The sequence below is a fragment of the Streptomyces sp. NPDC020845 genome (assembly GCF_044334165.1).
GTDB lineage: Bacteria > Actinomycetota > Actinomycetes > Streptomycetales > Streptomycetaceae > Streptomyces.
The window spans coordinates 66191-82679 of record NZ_JBIRSJ010000032.1; the positions used below are offsets into that span (position 1 = coordinate 66191).

The 16489-nt window shown below is 69.0% G+C and carries 16 protein-coding genes and 3 pseudogenes; 9 read left to right on the plus strand and 10 right to left on the minus strand.

Translation table 11 applies throughout. The annotated features are described in order from the left end of the window. Positions 1–24 precede the first annotated feature (24 nt). Both ACH4U7_RS50220 and ACH4U7_RS50225 read right to left on the minus strand, forming a co-directional pair. Positions 25–939 carry an IS630 family transposase gene (locus ACH4U7_RS50220; RefSeq protein WP_398534458.1) on the minus strand — a complete coding sequence of 305 codons (915 nt, stop codon included), beginning with the start codon at positions 937–939 and terminating at the stop codon, positions 25–27. Continuing rightward, positions 936–2066, minus strand: a pseudogene (locus tag ACH4U7_RS50225) (IS110 family transposase); the annotation flags it as partial. The gene ACH4U7_RS50220 and the pseudogene ACH4U7_RS50225, both read right to left, overlap by 4 nt. Here ACH4U7_RS50225 and ACH4U7_RS50230 point away from each other — a divergent pair. Then, a pseudogene (locus tag ACH4U7_RS50230) lies at positions 2067–2241 on the plus strand (IS630 family transposase); the annotation flags it as partial. On the opposite strand, the gene ACH4U7_RS50235 reads toward ACH4U7_RS50230, so the two are convergent. Continuing rightward, the gene (locus tag ACH4U7_RS50235) at positions 2166–2516 is read right to left on the minus strand and encodes a hypothetical protein (RefSeq protein WP_398534459.1); all 351 of its coding nucleotides are present in this window, start codon (positions 2514–2516) and stop codon (positions 2166–2168) included. The pseudogene ACH4U7_RS50230 and the gene ACH4U7_RS50235 overlap by 76 nt on opposite strands. A gap of 86 nt (positions 2517–2602) precedes the next feature. On the opposite strand from ACH4U7_RS50235, the gene ACH4U7_RS50240 reads away from it, so the two are divergent. Further along, the gene (locus ACH4U7_RS50240; protein WP_398534460.1) at positions 2603–2734 is read left to right on the plus strand and encodes a hypothetical protein; all 132 of its coding nucleotides are present in this window, start codon (positions 2603–2605) and stop codon (positions 2732–2734) included. A gap of 165 nt (positions 2735–2899) precedes the next feature. Then, a pseudogene (locus ACH4U7_RS50245) lies at positions 2900–2998 on the plus strand (flavodoxin family protein); the annotation flags it as partial. Positions 2999–3040: 42 nt separating this feature from the next. On the opposite strand, the gene ACH4U7_RS50250 reads toward ACH4U7_RS50245, so the two are convergent. The 3 genes from ACH4U7_RS50250 to ACH4U7_RS50260 all read right to left on the minus strand — a co-directional run bounded on the left by ACH4U7_RS50250 (position 3041) and on the right by ACH4U7_RS50260 (position 6412). Beyond that, entirely contained in the window at positions 3041–4258 is a 1218-nt protein-coding gene (locus ACH4U7_RS50250; RefSeq protein ID WP_398534461.1) for a serine hydrolase domain-containing protein, read from the minus strand. Positions 4259–4557: 299 nt separating this feature from the next. Further along, positions 4558–5223 (minus strand): response regulator transcription factor, encoded by a 666-nt coding sequence (locus ACH4U7_RS50255; protein ID WP_398534462.1) that lies wholly within the window; start codon positions 5221–5223, stop codon positions 4558–4560. Next, positions 5216–6412 (minus strand): sensor histidine kinase, encoded by a 1197-nt coding sequence (locus ACH4U7_RS50260; protein ID WP_398534463.1) that lies wholly within the window; start codon positions 6410–6412, stop codon positions 5216–5218. The genes ACH4U7_RS50255 and ACH4U7_RS50260 overlap by 8 nt, the downstream gene beginning before the upstream one ends. Positions 6413–6615: 203 nt before the next feature. Between ACH4U7_RS50260 and ACH4U7_RS50265 the strand changes: the two genes are divergently transcribed. Together ACH4U7_RS50265 and ACH4U7_RS50270 are read left to right on the plus strand one after the other, a co-directional pair. Next, entirely contained in the window at positions 6616–7284 is a 669-nt protein-coding gene (locus ACH4U7_RS50265) for a transposase (RefSeq protein WP_398534464.1), read from the plus strand. 1 nt (position 7285) lies between these two features. Continuing rightward, a complete protein-coding gene (locus ACH4U7_RS50270) occupies positions 7286–7501 on the plus strand; it encodes a hypothetical protein (RefSeq protein ID WP_398534475.1) in 216 nt (71 codons plus the stop codon). A 184-nt stretch (positions 7502–7685) separates the two neighbouring features. On the opposite strand, the gene ACH4U7_RS50275 is transcribed toward ACH4U7_RS50270, so the two are convergent. Genes ACH4U7_RS50275 through ACH4U7_RS50290 form a run of 4 tightly spaced genes read right to left on the minus strand, consistent with a single transcriptional unit; the run spans position 7686 to position 11468 of the window. Then, complete coding sequence (locus ACH4U7_RS50275) at positions 7686–8141, minus strand: MaoC family dehydratase (protein WP_398534465.1); 456 nt, start codon at positions 8139–8141, stop codon at positions 7686–7688. Next, positions 8138–9664 carry a long-chain fatty acid--CoA ligase gene (locus ACH4U7_RS50280; protein ID WP_398534466.1) on the minus strand — a complete coding sequence of 509 codons (1527 nt, stop codon included), beginning with the start codon at positions 9662–9664 and terminating at the stop codon, positions 8138–8140. Before ACH4U7_RS50280 ends, ACH4U7_RS50275 begins: the two co-directional genes overlap by 4 nt. An 11-nt stretch (positions 9665–9675) precedes the next feature. Beyond that, on the minus strand, positions 9676–10551 hold the full coding sequence (locus ACH4U7_RS50285) for an amidohydrolase family protein (RefSeq protein WP_398534476.1): 876 nt from the start codon (positions 10549–10551) through the stop codon (positions 9676–9678). Beyond that, positions 10551–11468, minus strand: a complete 918-nt coding sequence (locus ACH4U7_RS50290; protein WP_398534467.1) for an SDR family NAD(P)-dependent oxidoreductase — start codon at positions 11466–11468, stop codon at positions 10551–10553. Before ACH4U7_RS50290 ends, ACH4U7_RS50285 begins: the two co-directional genes overlap by 1 nt. Positions 11469–11598: 130 nt before the next feature. Here ACH4U7_RS50290 and ACH4U7_RS50295 point away from each other — a divergent pair, with 130 nt between their 5' ends. The 4 genes from ACH4U7_RS50295 (at position 11599) to ACH4U7_RS50310 (ending at position 16243) form a co-directional block, all read left to right on the plus strand. After that, complete coding sequence (locus ACH4U7_RS50295) at positions 11599–12141, plus strand: MarR family winged helix-turn-helix transcriptional regulator (RefSeq protein WP_398534468.1); 543 nt, start codon at positions 11599–11601, stop codon at positions 12139–12141. A gap of 97 nt (positions 12142–12238) precedes the next feature. Continuing rightward, positions 12239–13063, plus strand: a complete 825-nt coding sequence (locus ACH4U7_RS50300; RefSeq protein ID WP_398534469.1) for a PaaX family transcriptional regulator C-terminal domain-containing protein — start codon at positions 12239–12241, stop codon at positions 13061–13063. Between the two features lie 168 nt (positions 13064–13231). Further along, on the plus strand, positions 13232–14623 hold the full coding sequence (locus ACH4U7_RS50305) for an alpha/beta hydrolase (RefSeq protein ID WP_398534470.1): 1392 nt from the start codon (positions 13232–13234) through the stop codon (positions 14621–14623). A gap of 15 nt (positions 14624–14638) precedes the next feature. Next, entirely contained in the window at positions 14639–16243 is a 1605-nt protein-coding gene (locus tag ACH4U7_RS50310) for an MFS transporter (RefSeq protein ID WP_398534471.1), read from the plus strand. The last annotated feature ends 246 nt before the right edge of the window (positions 16244–16489 follow it).

Sequence of the window (16489 nt, forward strand, 5' to 3'; positions counted from 1 at the left end):
TCCGGGGCTGCGGTTCGCGGTCGGTCAGGCTGCGGCGTTGAGGGGGCGTCCGCCCCAGCGGATGCCCTTCTCGCTGCGGATGCGGGCGCGTTCCTTGCGTTGGGCGGCAAGTACGTCGGGGTGGCGGGCGTTGGCGTTGCGCCAGCGCAGGTAGCGGTGCAGTGCCTGGGTTTGCGTGGGGTGGCTGCGGTGGTGGGAGTTGGCCAGGGTGAACTGCCGCAGCGGGCCGAAGTGGGCCTCGATCGGGTTGGCCCAGGATGCGTAGGTCGGGGTGAAGCACAGCTCGACCTTGTTCTTCTTCGCCCAGCGGCGGATGTCGGCGCCGGTGTGGGCGGAGAGGTTGTCCAGGATGATGTAGATCGGGGCGCCGTCGGGTCGGGCGGCGCGGATCGACTTCAGCGCGGCCAGGGTGTTGGCGGTGCCCTTGCGGCGGCGGTTGACGCCCCACAGGCGGTCGTCGCCCACGGAGTAGCAGCCGTGGAAGTAGGTGACGCCGTGGGTGCGGCGGTAGGTCGCCGGCAGCCGGTTGGGCTTGCCCTGCTTCGCCCGGCAGGAGCCTGCGGTGGGCCGGATCCCCAACGGCCCGAACTCGTCGAAGGCGAAGACCTGGTCCGGGAAGCGGTCCAGAACCTGCTCGATCCGGTCGAGCTTGGCGTCGCGATGAGGGTCGGGTGATTCCTTCCATGTCTTGGTGCGCTGGAAGGTGATGCCGCGGCGCCGGAGCAGGCACCGTAAGGCTTCACGGCCGATGCGGATGACACGTCCGTGCACTTCCCGCAGATAGGCGGCGAGTTTGCGGATCGACCAGCGGGTGAAGGGCTGGCCGAGCCTGGTGGGGCGGGTGGTGGCCGTCCGGATGTCGAAGTCCTCGTCGTCAGGGGTGAGCAGGCGGGGACGGCCTCCCGCCCACTGAGACATCTCACGATGCCGACGTGTCAAGCTGCAGCGGCCAGTTCGGAGGGGAACGCGACGTGTTCGTCGAACGGTTCGCCGGTCTGGAGGCAGTGGTGGAGCTGGCCGATCATGCGGTTGAACAGATGTCGTCGGGCGGCCGCATGCCAGTCCCCTCGTTCGCGTCGACGGCGGTAGTGGGCGTCGGCTCCGGGCGAGGACCGCAGGGCTGAGAAGGCCCATAGGCAGCCGGCATGGTTGAGCCGGTCGTTCTTGACCATGCGGCGTCCGACGTGGTGTTTCTTGCCTGACGCGCGGGTGATGGGTGCTGCCCCGGCATAGGCCTTGAGGCCCCGGGCGTCGGCGAACCGCTGTCGGTCGTCTCCGATCTCAGCCAGCAAACGGGCGCCGAGCTGGACCCCGAGGCCGGGGAAGCTCAGGATCACCTCAGCGTCCGGGTGCTGGAGAAAAGAGGCCTCCACCGCCTCGGCGAGCTCGTCCGCGGCGAGGCAGGCGGCTTCCAGCTGCCGCAGGAGGGCGAGTGCCTGCTTGCCGAGCGCGTTCTCGACGAGAGGGGGCTGGCCCGCGTAGTCGCTGCGGAAGACCGCGCGAAGTCGTTCGGTCTCGGCTTCGATGCTGCGGCTGCGGCCGGCGCGCCTGAGGGCGGAGCGGAGCTGGGCTCGGGTAAGCCGGGCGGCTTGGGCAGGGGTGGGGGCGAGCTTGAGCAGTTCGCGGGCTTCCGGGCGGCACAGGCCGTTGGTCCAACCGGAGGAGGCGTCCAGGGCGGCAGGGTAGTACTCGCGCAGGAGGGAGCGGAGCTGGTTGGCAATCTGCTGCCGGTTCCATGTCGCGTCCTGCTGTGCACGGGCGAGGACGGCGATGGCGCGGGCGAGGTCGCTGTCGTTGGGCAGGGGCCGGTGGGCGTGCATGTCGGTGCGCAGGATGTTTGCCAGGACCAGGGCATCGCCGGGGTCGGACTTCTTCCGGCTGACGCTGTGGCGGTCGCGGCAACGGGAGGCGGCCATCGGGTTGACCGCGAAGACCTGCCGCTTGCCGGTCCGCAGCACGGCCACCAGCAGGCCGCGGCTCGTCTCGATGGCAATGGGTACGGGGGCGTCTGCGGTGTCGCCGTACTCCGCCAGCAGGTCCAGCAAAAGCCGGTAGCCAGCCACATCCCGGTCGAGTGGGTATGGGCACACGTCAAACGCAGCCTGGCCAACCTCGCCGTCGTCGCCCTCGACCGGCTCGAAGCTACGCAACCGGCTCAAGCGCCTTCAGTGCCGGTCCGGCACCCTCGACGGCTTCATAGCGGACACTGGCCTGACCCTCGACGAACCAGCGTCACCGTGACGAGCCGAAGTCAGTATCGCCTCCGAGAGTCCGAGTTCGGCCAGCCACGCGCCGTACGTGCCGTCCGGGTCGTCGGCATTGGCCGCGATCTCCAGCTCCTGGCCGTCCGCGACCTTCTGCGGCCGGGGTGAGGCGAGGGTGCGCGGGGTCGCGGTCAGGTACAGCCGGAGGTGCGCCGGGATGCGGGCGTTGTCGTGGATCGCCGCCCACGGCCGACCGAGATCACCTGCCGCACCGTGAGCCTCGTCCACGATGGTGAACGAAAAGCCGTCCATCCGCTGCCCGTGCGGACGCCTGCCAGAGCGGCCTCCAGCGGCCCATCGGGTCGTCGAAGTCCTCGCGGTCCACCTGGGAGGCGTACGTGGCGAACACGATGACCGGCCCGCTCCCGGCCCACAAGGCGAGCTGGATCGGATCGGTGGCGGTGCGCACCCCCAGCTCGTTCAGCACCGGGTCGCTCTCCAGCGAACACACCGCCACCATCGGGGCCTGATGCCCACCGCCCGCCACGCTTGAGCGGTCTGCACGAGCAGGTCCATGGTCGGCACGGTCGAGGATCCGGCCCTCGGGGGAAGAACTCCAGCGCGCACGCAGAAGCCATGATCATTTTCCCTGCCCCGGTCGCTGCCGCGATCGTGCCACGGGCACCCTGAGGGGGCGGCAGAACTTCGGCGACTACGAGATGCCCTCGCTGCACCCGAAGGAGGAACTGCAGCCCGCGGGCCGCACGGGTTTCGGGCTGCGTGTGCGCGACTGACGGCCGGCGACGGACAAGGTGGGACGGTCATGTGCGGGAGCGTCACGAGGACGGTGCGTCGCTCTCGGCGGGATACGGCTTGTCCAGCATTGCGCAGATCGCGGCGTCGACCAGAGCCTTGTTGGCGCTTGCCGCCTTGGGTTCCTGAATGCCGAAGTTGGTGGTCGTCAGCACAGCGGCACTTCGGCGCCCGTTCCTGTCGGTGTAGATCTCGCTCGAGTATCCGGGCTGGCCGCCGGTGTGCCCCCAGACGGTGCCACAGGGAGTTTCCACTTTCATCAATCCCAGTCCGTAGCCTCCGCCTTCCTCTGGAGCAGGTACCGTCGTGAGCATCTCTTTCATCTGAGTCTTCGGCAAGATCTTGCCGGACATCAAGGCGGTCAGATATCGCTGCCAGTCGGCCGCGGTGGAGACCAGGCCCCCGGCCGCCCCGGACCAGCTCACATCGATGGCGGCGGTTTCGACATTGCCATGCGGGCGCTCGGGCCCTACGAATCCCGAGCCCTCGGGAATGTTCAGCTCGTCAGGAAGAATGGCGCTGAGGCGCTGGGCGTCGGGCTCGTATCCGACAGCGTGAGGCTCTCCGGGGCTGAATGCGGCATCCGTGGACAGGAACGTATCGTTCATCTCCAGCGGTTCGGTGATCTTCTCATCGATCAGATCGGCCAGGCTCTTCCCGGTCGCCTTCTCAAGTATGAGTTCGAGTGCCGCATAATTGGCGTTGCTGTAGGAATATTTCTTTCCGGGCGGGAGCTCGGGGGTCTGTCGTGGGGTGATCGCGAGAAGCTGCTCCGGTGTCCAGGTGCGCTTCTCCTGGCCTGTGAGCGTGGGCAGAAAATCCGGGGTCAGCAGGTAATCGCCCAGCCCGCTCGTGTGGTTGAGGAGCATCCGCACGGTGATGTTCGCGCCGTTGGGGATGAGCCCTGGCAGCCATGTCTCCACCGAGTCGTCCAACTGAATCCTGTGCTCGGCGACCGATTGGAGAATGAGGGTGGCGGTGACCGTCTTGGTGTTCGAGGCGATTCTGAACTGGTCGGTCGCTTCGAGACGGTGGTCGGCCTTGGTCCAGGAAGCCTGACGGGTGATCGCAAGGGGCCTGCGAGAATGGGGTTCGACACGGACGATCACTCCGAGGGAGCCCGTGTCCGCTGCCTTCTGCGCGAGGCCGGCCAGTCGGCCGGCGACCGACGTATTTTTCGCGACCGATGTTTTCGAGTCGCCCGGACCCGCGTCCGAACATGCGACAAGAACGGCACTCATACTGACCGCCAAGGCTATGGATTGGACTCCCTGCGCAGTTCGGAGGCGCGACAAGGCACGTGACGACATGAGAGTTCCTCTCGCAATGCGGAAAATGGCCGCGTACGCTGAGCGCCTGCTGCTCCTCACCCGCGGAGAGGGCAACGAACGTCGGACTCGTCGTACAGGAACTATTCAGTCAGCCAGGGCCGTCCGGAACATCGCTCGATGGCGTGACTCCGAGGGAGTCAAACTCATTCGAAGGAGTGAGTCCGATTCACGAAGGCATGCGACTCCGGCGCCTCACGTGATACGGTTGCTCAGGGAACAATATTTCTGGCCAGCACGGCCGCCTGCGCACGACTTTGACAGCCGGTCTTCGCGAGTACATGACTGACGTGTGTTTTCACCGTGTGCAGGCTTACCGTCAACCGATGGGCGATCTCGGCGTTGCTCAGCCCGTCTCCGATCAGACACAGCACGTCGCGTTCCCGCCCGGTGAGGTATTTCAGGCGGGCCAGTTCGCGGTCGTTCGGCCGACGACGGGTGCTCAGATGCCCCTGGACGATCCGACGGGTCACGGTCGGGCTCAGGACACTGTGCCCGGCCGCCGCCGCCCGTACCGCTCCGGCGAGTTCTTCGTACGGACTGTTCTTCAGTAGGAATCCCGCAGCCCCGGCGGCAAGCGCGTCGTCGACGTACTCGTCGAGGTCGAATGTCGTCAGCATGAGCGCTTGACTCCGTCCCGCTCCGAGCAGCGCTCGACGGCCGAGTTCGGACAGCACCCACAGTCCGTCGCCACGAGGCATGTGAATGTCCAGCAACAGCACGTCCGGCTTCAGCTGTCCACACTCGGCCACGGCCTGCTCGCCATTGCTCACAGCGCCGACAACGGCGATGTCGGACTGACTCGCCAGTATCGCGCTCAAACCGGTGCGGATGATCGACTCGTCATCCGCCACCAGCACGCTGATCCGCTCAGACACCGGTAGCCCCCAGGGGTATGGCAGCCACGACACTGAATCCGCCGTCGTGGGTGGGCCCGGCAGCCAGCTCACCACCCAGTGCGTCCACACGTTCTCGCATGCTGACCAGACCCAGACCCAGACCCGTACCCGTACCGACAAGGCCTCGCCGGGTTCCGCGACTGTTGACCACCTCGACTCTCAGTTGCCCGGGGAAGCCATCGAGGGTGAGCCGTACCGGGGCCCCGGGTGCATGCCGGCGAGCGTTGGCCAGTGATTCCTGCACAATTCGGTAGCCCACCGCCTGTATCGAGCCGGGCAACGAATCCAGCTCGGCCCTGACCGTCACTTCAAGGGTTCCTCCCGCAGCCCGGTGGCTGTCCAGCAGCGCGTCCAGCTCACCAAAACCGGGCACAGGCAGCAGGGGAGTCACATCGGCGGGGTCGCGCAGCACACGCAGCAGGTCGCGCAACTCACCGCCGGCCTGCCGACCGGCCGCCGCAAGCCCGTCGGCCTGCTCGCGCGCCCAGACAGGTAGCCCGTCACCATGGGCGCGCAGCGTCTCCGCGTGCACGACGAGCAGCGTGAGCGAGTGCGCGACCACATCGTGCATCTCGCGGGCGATGCGCGCTCGCTCCCACTCCGCCGCCTGTGCCGCTCTCAGATGCTGCTCGTGCCGCGCGTCCGCCGCTCGCTGTTCAGCCGCTACGAGGAGCGCTTGCCGGGTTCGCGCGGCGAAACCCACGGCCCACGCCAGTGGCATCGGGGCCAGAATCGCGAGAACGTCGAAGCCGCCCCGGAACTCACCGGAGTCGGCCGACTCCCGGTTCGCCCACAAGCCGATGACGGTGATCGCACATCCGCCGCACAGCGCCAGCACGGTCCGCGTCCAACTGGTGCAGTGATGCCCCAAGCTGTATACGAGCACTGCCAACGGCAGAAAGGCCAGTGGTGTCAGCTTGGCGTGTTCAGCCGCACTCACCACCAGTGCCACCGCGAGTGCGGTGAAGCTCGTGAGGACGGCCGTGACAGGCAGCCGCCGCCGTAGCACGGTGACCACCAGAGTCACCATCTCGAAGCCGAGAAGCGAGAGCCAGGATGTCCTCGACGTCTCCGTGTAGGGCTGCGACAGCAGTGGCGGAACCAAGGCCAGTGCGACGAAGACGACATCAACGCCCCGCTGGGGCTGTGTTGCGGAGACTTCCCTCACCTGGGCAACAGTAGGAGCCGGCGCATACGTCTGGGTCACTCCTAAGAATGACTTCCGGCCAAGGGCTCCTCCGAGTACGCCCCCAGTTCGGTGACGCGGGCACCGAGGCTCAGCTCGAAATCGTCGCGTCGCTGCAGACCGCGTGTGAAGGCACGAGTGACGCGGCTCTACCGGTAGTTCGTTAAATCCGGTGGTGGTGTGGGTTGACGGCACTGGAGGACTACGCGGCCCGGTTTGACGACCTCTTCTTCAGCCTGGCGCAGCGGCGGGGTTTTCGCGAGTACCTGACCGGGCTGCTGGCGCCGCGGGAGCGGAACAAGACGATCACCTGCCTGGCAGGGGCGGAGCCGGTGGCGGGTGCGGGGATGCCAGGGGTGCAGCGGCTGCAGTTCTTCTTGTCCGAGTCCCCCTGGGAGGCCGAGCAGGTCAACGACCGGCGGCTTGAGCTGCTGCGTGAGGAGTCGGCGACGGCTCCGTACGATGGCGGGGTCATCGTGATCGACGACTCCGGGGACCGCAAGGGCGGCACGGCGACCGCGCACGTGGGTCGGCAGTGGCTGGGCCGGTTGGGAAAGACGGACAACGGCATCGTCACGGTGACCACGGTGTGGACCGACGGCCGCGTGTACTACCCACTGGACGCGACTCCCTACACCCCCGCCCATCACGTCACCCGCGGCCGGTCCGATCCGGCCTTCCGCACGAAACCGCAGCCGGCCGCCCACCTCGCGGCCCGCGGGAAGGAGGCGGGCTTCGGCTGCCGGGCGGTGGTCGCCGACTGCGCCTACTTAAGTCAGCGACGACTGGTACCTCGCGCTCCGCCGCCTGGCGAGAGAGAACCCGACCTGGGGGTACGTCAGGATCCAGGGTGAGCTGCGTCGGCTTGGTCATCGGGTTGCCGCCGCCACGGTCCGGCGCGTTCTGCGCCGCTCCGGTCTACCACCCGCACCGCAGCGAGCAAGCCGGCAGACCTGGCGCTCCTTCCTCCGCGCCCAGGCCCACACGCTGCTCGCCTGCGACTTCATTGCTCATGGACCTCGGCGACGGGGCGGGGTGCTTCCGGTTCCTGATCCGGGACCGGGGCAGTAAGTTCACCGCCGCGTTCGACGCCGTCTTCGCCGGCAACGGTACAGCCGTCGTCCCGGCTCCGCCGCAAAGTCCACGGTCCAACGCGTTCGCCGAACGATGGATACGCACACCCCGCGCCGAGTGCACCGACCGTCTCCTCATCACTGGCGAACGGCACCTGGCGTCATCTACCGGTTGCGGCAGGTCAGATGTAGAAGCGGGACAGACTCTGTACCACGGCCGCGGGCTTCGTGTCGCCGTCCACCTCGATCCTGCCGTCGACGGTGATCTGGACGCCGCCGGGTACGTCCTCGACCGAGGTGAGTCGGGCGGCGAGCCGTATGCGGGATCCGGCCTTCACCGGTGTGGGGAAACGCACCTTGTTCAGGCCGTAGTTGACCTTGGTGGTCACGCCCTGTACGTCCAGCAGTTGGGTGAAGAGGGGAATGAACAGGGACAAGGTGAGGTAGCCGTGCGCGATCGGCGAGCCGAAGGGGCCCTGGGCCGCTCGCTCCGGGTCGGTGTGGATCCACTGGTGATCGCCGGTGGCATCGGCGAAGGTGCCGATGCGATCCTGCGTGACCTCGATCCACTCGCTGGTGCCGAGGTCGCTGTCGGCGAGCTTCTTCAGTTCGTCCAGGCCGTTGACGGTGATGCTCATGAACCGGCTTCCTGTTCAGGGGTTGGGGTGCCGTAGCGGTGACGCACGCGGGACTTGAGGATTTTTCCGGAGGCGGTGCGCGGGAGTTCGTCCCCGACCACCACCGACTTGGGGATCTTGTACTTGGCGAGCCGCCCGGACAGTGACGTCAGCACCTCGTCCGGGTCGAGTTCGGTGCCCGCTGCCGGGACGACGACCGCGCGGGGCACCTCGCCCCACTTGTCGTCCGGGACACCGATCACTGCGCACTCGGCGATGCCCGGGTGGGCGAGGAGGAGATCCTCGATCTCGGCGGGATAGATGTTCTCGCCGCCGGAGATGATCATGTCCTTGATCCGGTCGACGATGTACACGTAACCGTCTTCGTCGACCCGGGCCGCGTCCCCGCTGCGGAACCAGCCGTCCGTGACGGCGGCCTCCGTCTCCTCGGGCAGCCCCCAGTAGCCGGACATGACGTGTGGTCCGCGCACCACCACTTCGCCGGTCTCGCCGACGTCGACCGGGGTGAGGTCGGGCCGTATGACCCGTACGTCGCTGAAGAAGTGCGGTACGCCCGCCGAGCCCGCCTTGTCGACGGCGTGCTCGGCGTCCAGGAAGAGTGCCCCGGGCGCGGCCTCGGTCATGCCATAGCCCTGGAGGAAGGTGAGCCCGCGCTCCTGGTAGGCGGCGATGAGCGGGGTCGGCACCGGCGATCCGCCGCAGGTGAGGATGCGGAGCGAGGACAGGTCGGCGTGCGCCCAGCGGGGGTGCCGGGCCACCTGGTCGAACATCGTCGGCACTCCGAACATGAAGGTGATGCCGTGCCGTTCGATCAGGTCGAGGGTCGCGCCCGGGTCGAAGGCCTCCGCCAGGACGCAGGTGCCGCCCTTGAGCAGTACCGGCAAAGTCAGCATGTTCAGGCTGGCGGTGTGGAACAACGGGGCGGAGACCAGGGCGCGTTCGTCGGTGACCAGGTCGTGGTCGACCAGGACGTTGACGGCGTTCCAGGTGACGTTGCCGTGGGTGAGCATCGCGCCCTTGGGACGGCCGGTCGTCCCTGAGGTGTACATGATGATGCAGGTGTCGTCGGGGGTGACCGGTTCGTCGATCGGCTCGGCCGAGGCGGCTGCCAGGGCTTGTTCGTACGCGTCGCCGATCTCGACGTAGGTCCGTACGCCGGTGCCGGCCGGCAGTCCGGCGACGAGCCCGGCGTGTGCGGGGCCGTGAACGAGGGCCTTGGTGCCGGAGTCGGCGAGTTGGTAGGCGATCTCGGGGCCGGCGAGGCGGGTGTTGAGGGGGACGAAGACGGCGCCGAGGAGGCCGGCGGCGAACAAGGTCTCGAGATAGGCGGGATGGTTGGGGCTGAGGTGGGCGATGCGGTCGCCGCGTTCGATGCCTCGGGCGCGCAGGGCGTGGGCGAGGCGGGTGGCGCGTGTGTGCAGGGTGCGGTAGTCGGTCGACTGCTCGCCGTGGATCAGGGCCGTGCGGTGTGGGGTCTTGCGGGCCCGGCGTGCGGGCCACGACCCCAGTCCCTCGTTGCGCATCTGACCACCTCTTACGGTTGCGCCAGCCCGAGCAGGCGGGCTGCGTTTTCCTTGAGGATCTTCGGCTTGACCGTGTCTTTGATGGAGAGCTTCTCGAAGTCGGTCAGCCATCGGTCCGGGGTGAGCACCGGGAAGTCCGAACCGAACAGGACCTTGTCCTTCAACAGCGTGTTGGCGTACTGCACAAGCTGCGGCGGGAAGTACTTCGGCGACCAGCCGGACAGGTCGATGTACACGCCGGGCTTGTGGGTCGCCACCGCCAGGGCCTCGTCCTGCCAGGGGAATGACGGGTGCGCCAAGACGATCTTCAGCTGCGGGAAGTCGGCGGCCACGTCGTCCACGTGGAGCGGGTTGGAGTATTTCAGGCGGATGCCGCCTCCGCCGGGAACACCGGCGCCGATGCCGGTCTGGCCGGTGTGGAAGAGCGCGACGGTGCCGGTCTCCTCGATCACCTCGTACAGGCCGTACGCCACCGAGCGGTCGTTGGGGAAGAAGCCCTGGATGCTGGGGTGGAACTTGAATCCCTTTACCCCGTACTCCTCGACCAGCCGTCGGGCCTGCTTCACGCCCGCCTTCCCCCGGAAGGGATCGATGGAGGCGAAGGGGATGAGGACGTCCGCGTTGGCGGCGGCGGCCTCGGCGACCTCCTCGTTCGGGACGGGCTCGGTGCCGGTCGCGGACTCGGCGTCCACCGTGAAGATGACGGCGGCCATCCGGCGCTCGCGGTAATAGGCGGCCGTCTCCTCCAGCGTGGGCTTCCGGTTGCCCTCGATCCCGAAGTAGGCGGATGAGGCGTCGTGCAGGTCGTCGTCCAGGGAGGAGTGGCCCTTGGAAGACACCTCCGCGTGGGTGTGGACGTCAATGGCGACCAGGTTCTGAAGGTCCATCATGCCTCCGGAATCCTCGGTGCGGGGATACCCACCGTCTGCGGCTCGGCGCCGACCGACGTGGGCCAGGCATCGGCGAGGGCGTCGGAGGTCCAGCCGCCGTCGGCGTAGGCGGCCCGGATCTCCTGCGGATGCGACCAGAGCGCCACCTTGTCGCCGCCGATGCCGATGCACTGGCCGGTGATGCCGCGGGCGGCGTCGGAGGCCAGGAAGGGGACGAGGGCGGCGCAGTCCTCCGGGGTGCCGAACCCCTCCCTCTTGCGCAGGAAGTCCGGCAGCGGTTCGCCGTTCCTCAGGGCCTCGACATACGGGGCGAAGGCGGGAATGGTCTCGGTCATCGCGGTGGCGGCGACCGGCACGATCGCGTTGACGGTGATGCTCGCGCGGGACAGTTCCATGGACCAGGTGCGGGCCATGGCGGCGATTCCGGCCTTGGCGGCGGCGTAGTTGGTCTGGCCGAAGTTGCCGCGCTGCCCGGCCGGGGAGCCGACGAGGACGAGTGTGCCGCCTTCGCCCTGCTCGCGCATGCGCACGGTGGCGGCGCGGGCGCAGGTGAAGGTGGCTCGGAGATGGGTGGTGATGACCGCGTCGAAGTCCTCGTCGGTCATCTTCCACAGCACCTTGTCGCGCAGGATGCCTGCGTTGGTGACCAGGACGTCGAGCCGGCCGAACTCCTCGACGGCACGGCTCACGAGCCGGTCGGCGGCCTCGGCGGCGCCGACCGGGACCACCTCGGCCACGGCGGTGCCGCCGGCCTCGGTGATGGACTTGACGGCCTGTTCGGCCACGGCTTGGTCGACGTCGTTGACGACCACGGACGCGCCGTGGGCGGCGAGGGCGTGTGCGTAGGCGAGGCCGAGGCCCCGGCCGCTGCCGGTGACGACGGCGGCCTTGCCGGTCAGATCGATGGTGGGCACGAGCGGGTCCCTTCGCCTGGGGTGCGCCTGTGCGGCGCCGGGGTGCGGCTCGAGATCGAAGCTAAGAGCAATAATTGTCGCCGTCAATAGTTGTTGGCAACCTCGGGGTACGTCATGCTGGACTCCGCACATGAGACCAACCCCGCTGGGGAGCCGAGACCGGCGCCCCGGAACCGAGACCAGGGAGCCCGCCATCGCCCGCCGGTACACCGACAACCCGCCCCCCATCGACGCGGACGAACCGTGGATGCGGGCGCTGCACGCGGACACGGGCTATCTGCTGTACCGCCTGGGTCTGCGCTCCGGTCAGTTGTTCAACGCGTTCCTCCAGGAGTCGGGGCTGCGGCTGCGGCACTACGCCGTGCTGCGCTTCCTTGCCACCTGCGAGGGTGCGTTGCAGCGAGAGCTCAGCGCCCGGCTCGGTTACGACCCGAGCGCGATCGTCGGCCTGGTGGACGACCTGGAGAAGCTGGGCTTCGCCGAGCGCCGCCCCGCACCCGACGACCGCCGCAGCCGCATCGTCATCCTCACCGAGGGCGGCCGCGCGTTCCTCCGTGACACCGGTCAGGCAGGTCAGCGTGTGACCGACGAACTGCTCACCCCGCTCGCCCCCGCCGAGCGGGAGACGCTGCACGCGCTCCTGGCGCGCGTCGCCGGGAACAGGCTCGACTGATGCCTCACCCGCCGGGCGTCCGGCGATAGCCGCCACCCCGCCCGCGCCCGACCGGGTGCGGCTTGCTGCGCGTGCCGGGGTGGCGGCCTCGTAATGTATGCGTGTGACCGATCCAGCCCTGCGCCCCCAGTCCCTTCTGCTCAGTTTCCTCGGTGACGAAGTGCTGGGCCGCGGGGTATGCGTGTACACGGGGAGCGTCATCGAGGTGTTCCGGCGCGCCGGAGTCGGAGAGCAGGCCACCCGGTCCACCCTCACCCGCATGGTCGGCCGCGGCCTGCTGAGCCGTCGGCGCGAGGGCCGGCGGACCTACGTCGGCCTCACCGACCGCTCGGAGGCGATCCTCCGTGATGGCGAGCGGCGCATCTGGAAGACGGGCGCGGTCAACCGGGAATGGGACGGCACCTGGACCCTGCTCGGCTTCTCGCTCCCGGAGTCGTGGCAACGCCAGCGGCACGATCTGCGCTCCCAGCTGACGTGGGCGGGCTTCGGTGCGCTGTTCAGCGGACTGTGGATCGCGCCAGGCGAGATCGATGTCTCCGGGATCGTGGCCGAGTTGGGCCTGGCCGCGCACGTGAAGGTCTTCCGCGCCCGCGGGGATGCCGGTATGGACATCGCCGAAATGATCGACGACACCTGGGACCTGGGCGGCCTGTGCGCACGGTACCGGGACTTCGACGCGTTCTGGCGGCCGTACGCCTCGGGTGGCGTGGACCTGGCCGGAGAGGACGCCCTCGCGCTGCGCCTCCGATTGACCACCGAGTGGCTCCAGGTCATCCGCAGTGATCCCCGGTTGCCTGTGCGGCACCTGCCGGCGGACTGGCCCGCGGCCGGGGCGGAGGAGACGTTCCGCGCGGTCCACGCCCTGTTGGAGACGCCCGTCCGGGACGCGGTGCGTCGGCTGATCGAAACGGTTCCGGCGTAGCCGTTCTTCGCATGTGTCACACCATGGCGCGGCTCCCGTCTCAAGCGAAATTGTGCACAGTCTTGACGGCGGCAAGAAATCGGCCCTACATTCCTCCACGCCTTCGTTCAGTGCACTGAGCATTTCCCGGGTTCCCCGCTCCGCAGCCGCCCACAAGGAGCCACCTCGATGTCTTCCCGCACCCGTCTGCGTGTCGCCCTGGCTGCCCTGGCCACACTGGCGTCCGGCGCCATCGCCCCCTTCCCCTCGCCGGCTGCCCAGGCGGACCCGGCGGCCACCACCCACCTCACCGGCAACCTCTCCGACGGCGCCACCTGGATCGCGGAGGTCCCCGACCGCTGGAACGGCACCCTGCTGCTGTTCAGTCACGGCTTCGGCCCTACCGTCGCCAAGGACGCCCCCTCCGACGCCGTACGCACCGAGTTGCTCGCCGAGGGCTATGCGATGGCCGGGTCGTCGTACGACCCCCGTGGCTCGATGTGGGCCATGAACAGCGCCGAACGCGACCAGTTCGCCACGCTCGACGCCGTCACCGCGAAGATCGGCACACCGCGGCGCACCCTGGCCGTTGGCCAGTCCATGGGTGGGCTCGTCAACGCGCAGATCGCCCGCGACGGCGCCGGCCGCGTCGACGGCGCGCTCGGCCTGTGCGGCCTGGTCGCGGGCGGCACCGACCTGGACAACTACCAGCTCGACGCCGAGTACACCATCGCCCGGCTGCTCCTGCCGGGGCAGGACGTCCGCCTGGTCCGTTTCGGCTCCGCCGACGACGCGGCCGCTACCGCGAAGAAGCTCACCGACGCCGTCACCGCCGCACAGACCACCCCGCAGGGCCGCGCCCGGGTCGCGCTGGCCGCGGCTTTCCTCAACCTGCCCGCCTGGGCGCCCGGGAAGGACCGGCCCGCCCCGACCGACTGGGCAGGCCAGGAGGAGCAGCAGTACACGTGGTTCGCGCAGGGCATCCTGTCGTTCGTCGAGGGCGGCCGGTACGCCGTCGAGCAGTCCGTCGGCGGCAACAACTCCTGGAACCGGGGCGTCGACTACACCCGCCTGCTCGCCGGTTCCGTCCATGCCCCGCAGGTCCGCGCGCTGTACCGGACGGCCGGACTGGACCTGCGCGCCGACCTGACGTCCCTGGCCCAAGGCGCCTCGATCGCCGCCGACCCCGCCGCGGTCCGAACCGCGCAGCGCACCTCATCCGCCGGCCAGGGCCTCGGCGTGCCGCTGCTGGACGTGCACACGATCGCCGACAACCTCGTACCCGTCGAGCAGGAACGGCAGTTCGGCGACCGAGTGCGCAGGGCCGGGAACGGCGCGATGCTGCGGCAGGCCTACGTCGAACGGCAGGGCCACTGCACGTTCACCACCGCCGAGACCGTGGCCGCCCTGCACGCGCTCGAACACCGCGTCACCACCGGCCACTGGGACGACGCCGCGACCCCGGCCGCGCTCCAGCGGTCCGCCACCGCGCTCGGTCTGGACGGGGCGGCGTACGTTCCGTACCGCCCGGCACGTCTGACGGTTGGCCGCGGCCGCCCGGAGAACACCGCCAGCCACTGACGTTGGGACCCTCTCATGTCCGACGCACCCGCCTCTTCCCCCTCCGCATCCTCTGCCCACCGTCTTGCGCTCGGCACGCTCGTCGCCGGCTGTCTCGCCGTCTGCCTCGCCCAGATCGGCCTCGCGATACCGGCCACCCTCAACGGCCTGTTCCAGGAACACCTCAACCCCGTCGGCGCCCAACTCACCTGGATCTCCGACGCGTTCCTGCTGCCCGTAGCCGTCCTCGAACTCTCCTTCGGTGTGCTGGGCGACCTCTTCGGCCGCAAACAGCTCCTCGTCGGCGGCGCCGCACTGCTGTGCGCGGGCGAGATCGTCGCCGCGAGCGCCTCCGGCATCCATCAACTGTGGGCGGGACAGGCGCTGGCCGGTCTCGGCGCCGCCGCGCTCTTCCCCACCTCGCTCGCCATGATCGCGGCCGGTACGCACACCGGTGCCCAGCGCGCCCGCGTCATCGCGCTCTGGGCCTCCAGCCTGTCCGCGGGCGGCTTCCTCGCGCCGCTGCTCGGCGGTATCACCGGCACCTACGGCTCGTGGCGCTCGGCGTTTGTTGTGGTCGCCGTGCTGGCCGCGGTCAGCGCCGTGGTGAGCCTGTGGCTCGCCGCGAACTCCCGTGCTCCAGAGGGCCGTTCGCTGGACATCGCCGGCCAGATCACCATCGGCGTCGGTCTGTTCGCCCTGCTGTACGCCGTCATCCAGGGGCCGACCGACGGCTGGGGATCGACTCCGGTGATCATGGCGTTCGTGATCGCCGCGGTGTTCCTGGGGCTGTTCGTGGCCGCCGAGAGCCGGGCCCGCTCGCCGCTCCTGCGCCTCGACCTGTTCCGCAACCGTTCCTTCGCGATCGCGTCGGTCGTCGCGGTGGTGGGCATGTTCAGTTTCCTGGGCACGGCCTACGCGGCGAGCATCCGGCTCGGGCCCATTCAGCACCAGAGCCCCATGCGCACCGCCTTCGCGTTCCTGCTGCTCAACGGCATTACCCCGGTGCTCACCCCGCTGACCTCGCGGCTGCTGCACCGGCTGCCCGCACGGGCGCTGCTCACCTCCGGTCTGGCGCTGATCGCCGTGGGCGACTTCCTGGCTGCCGGGCTCGATGTCGGCGACCGGCACCTGAGCTCCCTGATCCTGCCACTCGGCCTGGTCGGCATCGGCTTCGCCTTCACGGTGTCGTCCATCACCGCGACCGCCGTCAACACGGTGCCACTGCCGCTCGCGGGCATGGCCAGCGCGTCCACCAACCAGCTGCGCGACTTCGGCTTCACCCTCGGACCCGCGGTCATCGGCGCGGTCGCGCTGAGCCAGGCGGCGTCCCGGGTGACCTCGTCACTGGCCACCTCCTCGTCCCTGAGTGCGGAGTCGAAGGCGGCGGCGCACGACGTGCTGACGGAAGGTGGTCCCCTCGCCCTGAACTCCGCCCCCGCCACGTCCCCGCCGGGCGCGGCCCGGGCGTACGCCCTCGATGCTCTCGGCCACGGCTACGCGATCGGTTTCGTGGTGTGCGGCTCGGCCGCCCTGTTCTCGGCACTGCTGGTGGTGTCGGCACTGCGGGGGCGCACGACGCAGGAGAGCGCGCCGCAAGCGGAGGACGGTACGCAACGGACCGAACTCACCACGGGATGAGACCTGTTCCCCGAGTCCCGAGTCCCGAGGCCGCGGACCCGGTCGGCCACCGCTGGCGGAAGAGACGGTCGCGCTCATCCAGCGCCTGGCGCGAGAGAACCCGACCTGGGGATACGTCACAAGGTGGTTGTTGTTGTCAACGGCTGTTCATGGATGCCTCGTTCGAGGTGGTGACCGCATGTTCTTCGGTGGAACGTTGCGGGGCAGCGGAGCCTTTTGCGGGCGTGGACTTCGACAGCCACAGGC